The organism is Pseudomonas sp. FW305-28, assembly GCF_017351395.1.
Lineage (GTDB): Bacteria > Pseudomonadota > Gammaproteobacteria > Pseudomonadales > Pseudomonadaceae > Aquipseudomonas > Aquipseudomonas fluorescens_AA.
This window is the reverse complement of the sequence record NZ_JACNDD010000089.1, coordinates 18,938-28,056: the sequence shown is the minus strand read 5'-3', so window position 1 is coordinate 28,056 and position 9,119 is coordinate 18,938. Positions and strand designations below refer to the sequence as shown.

Sequence of the window (9,119 nt, the reverse complement as noted above, 5' to 3'; positions counted from 1 at the left end):
TTCTCCAGAAGGGCTCTATAGTCCAAATGTCGTTCGTAAGAGCGGCTTGGGTTTGGCGACTCAATGACAAATGGTAAGAAAGCCCTCAATCAAGCGGAGTTTGAAATGAATAGATACATGGCTCTTACCAGCAATGCCGACAATCAACCCCTCTTCGTCGATACCTCTGCGCCTTTGCACATCCTGCTCGACACGGCGGGTTATAGAATTCGCGCGGTCACCCAGCTTTTAGAGAACCTCGCCATGCGAGGGGACATTCCGAGTGATTCAGTGGTCCTCCAGGGCTTTGCACAGCTGTGCTGCATTCCTTTGAGGGATGGCTGCGACGTACTCGATGTCACAGCTCGGCGCTTGGATGCGGAGCCGGCCTCTCACAGGTAATGCCAGTCTAAGGATAAAACGACACAAAACCTGTGGGAGCAAAGCTTGCTCGCGATGGCGGCGGACCAGTCAATGGCGCTGTCGACTGGCTCACCCCAATCGCGAGCAAGCTTTGCTCCCACGGGTTTGGGGCTTAATTGACTGGCATTAGACTTTCACAGGGACCCATTTAGTCAGGGGGAAACGGGGACAGACCACGATTAGAGGCAGGCTGATTAAAGATGAACTCATGATCGTGGTCTGTTCCCAGTCTCCGCTCTAATCCACTCTTCAGACAGGTGAATGATTAGCCGCATGCCCAGGCTGCGCATGAAGATCGATGCCTAGCGCATGAATGACCTTGAGTACGGTATCGAATCTCGGTTTTGATCCGGGGGCGAACGCCTTGTACAAGCTTTCTCGTCCCATGCCGGAGTCTTTAGCGATCTGCGCCACGCCTCGGGCCTTGGCTACATAGCCGATCGCTCGGAGAAACTCCTCGCTGTCACCATCAGCCAACACCTGGGAAAGGTATTCACTGATCGCTTCGTCGCTATCGAGTAGTGCGGCCATGTCAAATGTCGTCAGGTGTTGGCTCATGCTCAAATCTTCTGCCAATTTTTTCGCTCGCCGGATATCAGCACTCGGTGAAGACTTGTTGCCCCCAGCGAGTAGCACGATGACCACTCCACTGCGCATGGTGAAATAGACCCGGTAGCCAGCGCCTACATCCACACGCAACTCTGAAACACCATCACCGATAGGTTTCACATCGCCCAGGTTACCGACTGCGCGCGATCAATGCCGTATCCCGTTGGATACTGAAAATCAAGGTACTGATGCTGGTCATCCCCCCGCATCCTCAATTCAGGGCGGGCGGGGGAAGAAATGGGAACAGATCAAGATCTGATGATGAGTGAACTCAAAACCGTGGTTTGTCCCCAGTCTTGGTTAATTCCTACTGCCTTAGCCGCTAATCATCATCGTCTGGCATGAGAGGCCCATCATAAATTTCCGCCAATCGAACCACAGCCTCGATGACATCTTCAGGTTTAGCTCGCCCTTGTATTCGCTTTAAAACGCTTTCGCACACAATGTGCCTTGAAGGTACCTTGGGGTTTAAGACGTTACCCAGTCCCTTCCGTGAAGTATTTTTAAATTCCTCATTTACTGCGGCTTCCAGATCACCCGGCCCGATTTCAATCTCAAATGGAAGCTTCTCGAAGGTGCCACCATCAATAATCTCGTCAATCACTGATGTATGCCAAACAATACCAACCTGCGGATCATTCTTATCAGTTACCCCCTCCCGCCCCACATAGATACCAGCAAGTATCGCGACATCGGTCGTAAATCGATAGGAGGCACCATTGACGATTACTTCTCCTTTCGGACTGTAGTAAAGGACAGGGGAACCAGACATACCGCTCTTCGATGCAGAATCAATAAGATATTTTGGTTGGCCGTTCCACCCCCTTTGCACGGAGGAAGCAATTGTCGCCCGCTTCCACACGGGCTGCGAGTAGTCATCCTGGAGATTGTGAGGATATCCAGGTATAAAAAGCTCTTCTGTCACCTCTACATTACCCAACCATTTATCTATAACGCTTTGACTCGGTACTAAATAACGTTGCACAGGGCAAAGGTCAGCAGGAATATTGGTGTTTCCAGTGTCCAGAAGCGAAACAACTACATCTTGAACCGTACCATCAAAATCATAGAGCTCCATTTTCAGATACGCCATAGGATCAAAAGGAATGGCTACCACGTCAACTCTTGGCCAGCCCGTTGGATGTATCAAGAAGAGCGCCTTATCCTCATCCATTAACGGTAGAACAACTGACATTCGTGAGGTTCCAAAATCACCACGACTAACCGCAATACTGACGACTATATTGTCGGGGATGGAGCTATGCGCGCTCAGAAATTTCAAATTATCGGGATGACGCCCCGTTAAATTGTGCCAGGCGGTCACGATATAAAATTTTCCATCGCGCTTGTATACCACCCCAGTACCGATAGCGAGCTTCGTTCTCTGAAATCGCATCGTCAAATGAACAACTGAGTTACTCACTGCGGCCATGCTCGCTCCTTGCGCCTTTGAATGGTCGCAAGACGATATCAACAAGCCATTACCACGCCAACAAAAAACTCAAAAACGAAAAAGCCCCTGAAATGTTCAACCATTTCAGGGGCTTAGTCGTATTCAATAATGGCGGAGAGATAGGGATTTGAACCCTAGGTACTGTCGCCAGTACAACGGATTTCGAATCCGTCCCGTTCGGCCACTCCGGCATCTCTCCAGTGGCGCGCATCATACCAGCACATTCGCCGGAAGCGAACCCCCGAGCGAAATTTTTTCCGTGCTATCAGATGCTTGCGTCGATTACAGCGGTACACCCAGGCGCTGGGCGACTTCTTCGTAGGCTTCGATGACGTCACCGAGGCCCTGGCGGAAGCGGTCCTTGTCCATCTTCTTCTTGGTGTCCTTGTCCCACAGGCGGCAGCCGTCCGGGCTGAATTCGTCGCCCAGGACGATGGAACCATCGCTGAACACGCCGAATTCAAGCTTGAAGTCCACCAGCAGCAGGCCGGCGTCGTCGAACAGCTTGGTCAGCACTTCATTGACCTTGAGGGACAATTCCTTCATGCGGGCCAGTTGCTCGGTGGTGCCCCAACCGAATGCCACGACGTGGGATTCGTTGATGAACGGGTCGCCCTTGGCGTCGTCCTTCAGGAACAGCTCGAAGGTGTAAGGGTTGAGCTTCATGCCCTCTTCCACGCCCAGGCGCTTGACCAGGCTGCCGGCGGCGTAGTTACGCACGACGCATTCGACCGGGATCATGTCCAGCTTCTTGACCAGGCATTCGTTGTCGCCCAGCAGCTTGTCGAACTGGGTCGGCACGCCGGCGGCTTCGAGTTTTTGCATGATGAAGGCGTTGAACTTGTTGTTCACCATGCCCTTGCGGTCCAGCTGTTCGATGCGCTTGCCGTCGAACGCCGAGGTGTCGTTGCGAAACAGCAGGATCAAGCGGTCAGCGTCGTCGGTCTTGTAAACCGACTTGGCTTTGCCGCGGTAGAGTTCTTCACGTTTTTCCATGATGGGCTCCGCTTGCTAAGTAGTGGGCTAGGCGATATGTCGCCAGTCGAGCCCTGAATCTTGATCGGCCAGTTGCAGCCAGTCCGGGTCGCACCCGAGGGTGTCGACGAAACATTGCCGGGCCAGCTGCGGCAGGTTGTTCTTGCTGCTCAGATGGGCCAGGACCAGGTGTTGCAGGCCTTGCCAGCCCAACTCGGCCACCAGGAACGCGGCCTGGTGGTTGTTCAAATGTCCGTGTTCCCCGCCGACCCGCTGCTTGAGGAAGTACGGGTAGTAACCACGGGCCAGCATGTCACGGCAGTGGTTGGACTCGATCATCAATGCATCGAGGTCCCGGTAACTGTCCATCACCCTGTTGCAGTACGACCCCAGGTCGGTCAACAACCCGAAACGTCGTTCACCATCGCTGAACACATATTGCGTCGGTTCCCGGGCATCGTGCGCCACACTGACCACGCTGATGTCCAGGCTACCGATACGCAGTTGCTCGCCACCGACCACGAAGCCGGCTGGCTCGATGGGCTTGCGCAGGCCTGCCAGTGTCCCACGACTCAGGTACACCGGCAGATTGTAGCGCCGAGACAGCAAACCCACGCCATGCACGTGGTCGGCATGTTCGTGGGTCACGAGTATCGCGCTCAGTTGCGCCGGGTGCACACCCAGGCGCAACAGGCGTTTCTCGGTTTCCCGCAGGGAGAAACCACAATCGACCAACACGTACGTACCAGCGCTGGCGACCAGCGTGCCGTTGCCCTGGCTACCGCTGCCGAGAACGGCGAAACGCATCGGATCAGCCCAGGTTATCCTGAATCACGCTCAATACCTTGCGGGCCACATCGGCCGGCGCCACGGTGTTGATGTTCTTCTCGACAGTGACCTGGACGCTTTCGCCGACCTTGCTCAGGCGAACCTGGTAACGCTCGGCGCGGGCTTCGATCTCTTCCTTGTCCGGCTTGCTGCCGAACAGGCCGCTGAAGAAGCCGGGCTTGTCGTCTTTCTTCTCGGCCTTCTCGGCGAGGTTGATGTAGTACAGGCCCAGGCTGCGGTTGATGTCCTCAACGCGCCACTCACCCTGTTCCAGCGCACGGCCAACGCTCGACCAGGCACGGTCCAGGTCGGAGCCGACGTTGAGCACCGGGTTGCCGCTGCCGTCTTCGCTCAGGCTGACGCGGCTCGGCGCATCGAATTCCTTGGACGCCAGCATCGAGACCGAACCGCCCTGCTCCGCGGTACGACTCATGCTGGCAAGCATGTCGTCCACCAGGGCAGCGTCGAGGCCGGTATTGACCGAACGGTTGGTGAAGGCCACGTCGGCGGTGCTGCCGGCAGGACGCTCGGCGCTGACCACGTAGATTTCACTGGTGTTGCGCTGCACGCCCGGCTCGATACGCACCCGCACGCGGGTTTCGCTGTCGGCCGCGACACCGGCGGCGCTCAGGCGCTTGGCCATGGCGGCGGACAGTTCATCGGAGCGCTGCCAGGTGGTGGTGAACTCGCCGGTTTGCGGGCGCTGTTCGTCCAGGCGGAAACCGTTGTCCTGGAAGAACTGGATCGCCACCGGCCAGACTTCGGCTGGCGGATGCTGGCCCATGACCCAGCTGGAATCGCCACTCTTCTGCAGGGTGTAGTCGCTGGCGTCGGCCACGGCCGACAGCGGCTGCGGACGTGGAACGATGTACTCGCCCTTGACGCTGTCGTCCGCGACGTTGCGCGGAATCGGCAGCAGCGGATCCAGGCGCTTGGCGATGTTGACGTCTTGCGGCAGTTGCATCGGTGCAGTCTGTTGCGCTTGCAGGTAATCGCTACCACGGTCGCGGAAGTAACCTTCCGGCCCCCAGATCCATCCGCAGCCGCTGGTGCTGGAGATAATCAAGGCAAGTGCGGAAAGTCCGGCCATTCGCTTCATGCGTTGTACTTCCTCAATTAAACCAGGACGCCGGACTGGCGCAGGGCCTGCCGCAGCGGTTCGTGACAGGGGGTGCTCAGCCAGGTCAGTGGCAAGCGGATGCCTTCGTGCATCAGGCCCATTTCGACCAAGGCCCACTTCACCGGAATCGGGTTGGCCTCGATGAACAGGTCCTTGTGCAACGGCATCAGTTTTTCGTTGATGGCCCGTGCGGTCTCGGCGTCGCCCTTGAGCGCGGCCTCGCACAGGTCGGCCATTTCGCGCGGGGCAACGTTGGCGGTGACGGAGATGTTGCCCTTGCCACCCAGCAGGATCAGCTCGACCGCTGTCGGATCATCCCCGGACAGCACGATGAAGTCCTTGCTCACGCCATCGAGGATGGCCTTGGCGCGCTTCATGTCGCCGGTGGCTTCCTTGATGCCGATGATGTTCGGCACGGTGGACAGGCGGATCACGGTCTCGGCCTGCATGTCGCAGGAGGTGCGGCCGGGAACGTTATAGAGAATCTGCGGGATGTCGACGGCTTCGGCAATGTGCTTGAAGTGCTGGTACAGGCCTTCCTGGGTCGGCTTGTTGTAGTACGGGACGACCAGCAGGCAGGCGTCGGCACCGGCTTCCTTGGCGTTGCGGGTCAGCTCGACGGCTTCGCGAGTCGAGTTGGCGCCAGTACCGGCGATGACGGGGATGCGACCGTTGACCTGCTTGACCACGGCACGGATGACTTCGATGTGCTCATTGACGTCGAGGGTTGCCGACTCGCCGGTGGTACCGACGGCGACAATGGCATGGGTGCCGTTCTCAAGGTGGAAGTCCACGAGTTTGCTGAGGCTGGCCCAGTCAAGATGCCCTTGTGCATCCATGGGTGTGACCAGTGCCACCATACTGCCCGCAATCATGAAACCGCTCCTGCCGGAAAAAGAGAGCGGTAATGGTACTGGCGCCAAGATGCTTGTACAAGCGAACTACCATTCCCCTGGGCGATGGTTTTCGCTACCCTTCAGGCTTTGATCGGTACCGACAAGCTCATACGCCGGTTTCCAGCCTCCGTTTTCGACGCCACAAGCCCCGATCCCGGGTTTGTCCTGGTGCATTCCCGCTGTCGCGGAATGCAGCGCAACCCCGGACAAAAGGCTTGAGCCGTTCGTTTTCCCGGGCCGGGCGCTGTGTCGAGCGGCAAAGGTACCGACCGCTCATCGCTTTAGGAATGCTGCATGTCCACCCCCACAGTCCGCGAACAATTCCTTGTTATCAGTGCCCTTGGCGCCAACCCCATGGAGCTGACTAACGTCCTGTGCCGCGCCAGCCATGAAAATCGCTGCGCCGTCGTAACCTCACGCCTGACCCGTCATGGCGAATGCAGTGCACTCGTGCTGGAGATCTCCGGCAGCTGGGACGCCCTGGCGCGCCTGGAAGGCGGCCTGCCGGTGCTGGCCAAGAAGCATGCCTTTACCGTCAACGTCGTGCGCAGCGCCGCCCTGGAGAACCGTCCACAGGCCCTGCCCTACGTGGCCTACGTGAGCTCGGCCTACCGTCCGGACATCATCAACGAGCTGTGCCAGTTCTTCATGGACCATCACGTCGAGCTGGAAAACCTGACCTGCGACACCTACCAGGCCCCGCAGACCGGCGGCACCATGCTCAACGCCACGTTCACCGTGACCCTGCCCGCCGGCACCCAGATCAGTTGGCTGCGCGATCAGTTCCTGGACTTCGCCGATGCGATGAACCTGGATGCCCTGATCGAACCGTGGCGCCCACAAAACCCAATGTAAGGAAGCGTTCATGGCCGTTGCCGTCGACCAGCCGGTTACCGATTTCCAGGCGCCCGCCACCAGCGGGCAGACCATCAGCCTCGCCGCCCTCAAGGGCAAGCAGGTGGTGATCTATTTCTACCCCAAGGACAGCACTCCCGGTTGCACCACCGAAGGCCAGGGCTTTCGCGATCAGTACGCGCAATTCCAGGCTGCCAACACCGAAGTGTTCGGCGTCTCCCGGGACAGCCTCAAGTCCCACGAGAACTTCAAGTGCAAGCAGGAGTTCCCGTTCGAACTGATCAGCGACAAGGACGAGGCGGTCTGCCAGCTGTTCGACGTGATCAAGCTGAAAAAGCTCTACGGCAAGGAATACCTGGGCGTTGACCGCAGCACCTTCCTGATCGACAAGAACGGCGTGCTGCGCCAGGAATGGCGTGGCGTGAAGGTGCCGGGGCATGTGGATGCGGTGTTGGCCGCGGCCCAGGCGCTCAACAAGGGCTGAAACTTTCGCTGCCTTTACTGGCGCTATCGCGAGCAAGCTCGCTCCCACACGGGATTAGTGGTGTTACTCAATCCAGTGTGGGAGCGAGCTTGCTCGCGATGAGGCCATCCGCCTCACCCCATCAGTCAAAGCTACAACAACGGCGCGACAACCGGCTCCTTGCTCGGCCACGCATCCAGCACCGCCTTGAACAGCGTCGCCAGGGGAATCGCAAAGAACACCCCCCAGAACCCCCACAGCCCGCCAAACAGCAGCACCGCACAGATGATCGCCACCGGATGCAGGTTCACCGCCTCGGAGAACAGCAGCGGGACCAGCACGTTGCCGTCCAGGGTCTGGATGATCCCGTAGACCGCCATCAGGTAGATGAACTGATCGCTCCAGCCCCACTGGAACAGCGCAATCAAGGCCACCGGCACGGTCACCACCACGGTGCCGACGTAAGGCACCACCACTGAAATGCCCACCAGCAGCGCCAGCAGGGCGGCGTAATTGAGCCCCATGGTCACGAAACCGATATAGGTCACGCCGCCGCAGATGAAAATCTCGATGACTTTTCCGCGAATATAATTGGCGATCTGCCGATTCATCTCCTGGGCCACTCGGGTGATCAGCGCCCGCTCACGAGGCAGGTAGCCACGCACCCAACGCCCGATCATTTCCCGGTCCTTGAGGAAGAAGAACACCAGGATCGGTACCAGCACCAGGTAGATCATGATGTTGACCAGAAGCGGCAGGCTGGACAGCGAGAACGTCAGCGCCCATTGGCCGAACTTGCCAATCTCGCCGCGCACCACTTCGATGGTCTGCAACACCTGCTCATCGGACACCAGGTGCGGATAACGCTCAGGCAGCAGCAATAGCAGGGATTGCCACTTGGCGAGCATCCCCGGCAACTCGTTGAACAAGGTCACTAACTGGTGCCAGAGCAACGGCACGATTACCACGATAAACACCACCAGCACGCCCATGAACAGGGCAAACACCAGCCCGACTGCCGCAGTGCCGGGCAGCCGCAAGCGCTCCAGCGTCGTGACCAGCCCCTGCATGAGATACGCCAGCACCATTCCCGCCAGCACCGGCGCCAACATGCCGCCCAAGGTAAGCACGGCGGTAAACGCCAGGAACAGCAGCACTGCCAGAACCACCGCCTCTTCATCGGAGAAGTAGCGCTGAATCCAATCGCGTAGCACTTTGAACATTAAAAATCCTTAAGAGACGCTATCGGTTTTTTTCAGGCCTTTTTCAGCCAGTAACGGTAGACGCCGTTTTCGTCTTCTTCACGCAGCAGCGTATGACCGGCCAATCGGGCGAAGGTGCGAAAGTCACGTTGCGAGCCCGCATCCGTGGCGATGACCTTGAGCACACTGCCGCTGGCCAGGCGGTTGAGTTCCAGCTTGGCCTTGAGCAACGGCAACGGACAATTCAGGCCGCTGGCGTCCAGTTCGGCATCGTGGGCTACAGCATCAGTCATGGGTTCGCTCCGCGGCAGGTCGT

11 protein-coding genes, 1 tRNA gene and 1 pseudogene are annotated in these 9,119 nt (G+C 58.2%); 3 read left to right on the top strand and 10 right to left on the bottom strand.

The features are described 5' to 3' along the window. The first annotated feature begins 105 nt into the window (after positions 1-105). A complete protein-coding gene (locus J4E53_RS20040) occupies positions 106-381 on the top strand; it encodes a hypothetical protein (RefSeq protein ID WP_060743070.1) in 276 nt (91 codons plus the stop codon). Between the two features lie 270 nt (positions 382-651). On the opposite strand, the gene J4E53_RS20035 is transcribed toward J4E53_RS20040, so the two are convergent. The 8 genes and pseudogenes from J4E53_RS20035 to dapA all read right to left on the bottom strand — a co-directional run bounded on the left by J4E53_RS20035 (position 652) and on the right by dapA (position 6,262). Beyond that, positions 652-960: an addiction module antidote protein gene (locus J4E53_RS20035; protein WP_060743071.1), complete on the bottom strand. Its 309-nt coding sequence runs from the start codon at positions 958-960 to the stop codon at positions 652-654. A gap of 18 nt (positions 961-978) precedes the next feature. After that, positions 979-1,140: pseudogene (locus J4E53_RS20030) on the bottom strand (type II toxin-antitoxin system RelE/ParE family toxin); the annotation flags it as partial. Positions 1,141-1,333: 193 nt separating this feature from the next. Next, the gene (locus J4E53_RS20025) at positions 1,334-2,443 is read right to left on the bottom strand and encodes a hypothetical protein (RefSeq protein WP_060738756.1); all 1,110 of its coding nucleotides are present in this window, start codon (positions 2,441-2,443) and stop codon (positions 1,334-1,336) included. Positions 2,444-2,573: 130 nt separating this feature from the next. Next, positions 2,574-2,663: transfer RNA gene (locus tag J4E53_RS20020), tRNA-Ser, on the bottom strand. 83 nt (positions 2,664-2,746) lie between these two features. Beyond that, positions 2,747-3,460, bottom strand: a complete 714-nt coding sequence (purC, locus tag J4E53_RS20015; protein ID WP_057449754.1) for a phosphoribosylaminoimidazolesuccinocarboxamide synthase — start codon at positions 3,458-3,460, stop codon at positions 2,747-2,749. 27 nt (positions 3,461-3,487) lie between these two features. After that, positions 3,488-4,246, bottom strand: a complete 759-nt coding sequence (locus J4E53_RS20010) for an MBL fold metallo-hydrolase (protein ID WP_103309781.1) — start codon at positions 4,244-4,246, stop codon at positions 3,488-3,490. A 4-nt stretch (positions 4,247-4,250) separates the two neighbouring features. Further along, complete coding sequence (gene bamC, locus J4E53_RS20005) at positions 4,251-5,366, bottom strand: outer membrane protein assembly factor BamC (RefSeq protein WP_060738758.1); 1,116 nt, start codon at positions 5,364-5,366, stop codon at positions 4,251-4,253. A 17-nt stretch (positions 5,367-5,383) separates the two neighbouring features. Further along, the gene (gene dapA, locus J4E53_RS20000) at positions 5,384-6,262 is read right to left on the bottom strand and encodes a 4-hydroxy-tetrahydrodipicolinate synthase (protein WP_060738759.1); all 879 of its coding nucleotides are present in this window, start codon (positions 6,260-6,262) and stop codon (positions 5,384-5,386) included. A gap of 315 nt (positions 6,263-6,577) precedes the next feature. Between dapA and J4E53_RS19995 the strand changes: the two genes are divergently transcribed. Next, positions 6,578-7,138, top strand: coding sequence for a glycine cleavage system protein R (locus tag J4E53_RS19995; RefSeq protein ID WP_060738760.1), 561 nt, complete (start codon positions 6,578-6,580; stop codon positions 7,136-7,138). A gap of 10 nt (positions 7,139-7,148) precedes the next feature. Next, positions 7,149-7,622 carry a peroxiredoxin gene (locus J4E53_RS19990; RefSeq protein ID WP_024616115.1) on the top strand — a complete coding sequence of 158 codons (474 nt, stop codon included), beginning with the start codon at positions 7,149-7,151 and terminating at the stop codon, positions 7,620-7,622. Positions 7,623-7,753: 131 nt separating this feature from the next. Here the strand turns inward: J4E53_RS19990 and J4E53_RS19985 are convergent, their stop codons facing one another. Next, positions 7,754-8,824, bottom strand: a complete 1,071-nt coding sequence (locus J4E53_RS19985) for an AI-2E family transporter (protein WP_060738761.1) — start codon at positions 8,822-8,824, stop codon at positions 7,754-7,756. A 32-nt stretch (positions 8,825-8,856) separates the two neighbouring features. Then, complete coding sequence (locus J4E53_RS19980) at positions 8,857-9,096, bottom strand: sulfurtransferase TusA family protein (protein WP_053120054.1); 240 nt, start codon at positions 9,094-9,096, stop codon at positions 8,857-8,859. Positions 9,097-9,119: the final 23 nt, after the last annotated feature.

What these genes read in the sequence shown, in the direction of transcription:
- J4E53_RS19995 (WP_060738760.1), top strand. Translation starts at nt 6,578, where the DNA reads ATGTCCACCCCCACAGTCCGCGAACAATTCCTTGTTATCAGTGCCCTT.
- dapA (WP_060738759.1), bottom strand. Translation starts at nt 6,262, where the DNA reads ATGATTGCGGGCAGTATGGTGGCACTGGTCACACCCATGGATGCACAA.
- purC (WP_057449754.1), bottom strand. Translation starts at nt 3,460, where the DNA reads ATGGAAAAACGTGAAGAACTCTACCGCGGCAAAGCCAAGTCGGTTTAC.
- J4E53_RS19990 (WP_024616115.1), top strand. Translation starts at nt 7,149, where the DNA reads ATGGCCGTTGCCGTCGACCAGCCGGTTACCGATTTCCAGGCGCCCGCC.
- J4E53_RS20035 (WP_060743071.1), bottom strand. Translation starts at nt 960, where the DNA reads ATGAGCCAACACCTGACGACATTTGACATGGCCGCACTACTCGATAGC.
- J4E53_RS20010 (WP_103309781.1), bottom strand. Translation starts at nt 4,246, where the DNA reads ATGCGTTTCGCCGTTCTCGGCAGCGGTAGCCAGGGCAACGGCACGCTG.
- J4E53_RS20040 (WP_060743070.1), top strand. Translation starts at nt 106, where the DNA reads ATGAATAGATACATGGCTCTTACCAGCAATGCCGACAATCAACCCCTC.
- bamC (WP_060738758.1), bottom strand. Translation starts at nt 5,366, where the DNA reads ATGAAGCGAATGGCCGGACTTTCCGCACTTGCCTTGATTATCTCCAGC.
- J4E53_RS20025 (WP_060738756.1), bottom strand. Translation starts at nt 2,443, where the DNA reads ATGGCCGCAGTGAGTAACTCAGTTGTTCATTTGACGATGCGATTTCAG.
- J4E53_RS19985 (WP_060738761.1), bottom strand. Translation starts at nt 8,824, where the DNA reads ATGTTCAAAGTGCTACGCGATTGGATTCAGCGCTACTTCTCCGATGAA.
- J4E53_RS19980 (WP_053120054.1), bottom strand. Translation starts at nt 9,096, where the DNA reads ATGACTGATGCTGTAGCCCACGATGCCGAACTGGACGCCAGCGGCCTG.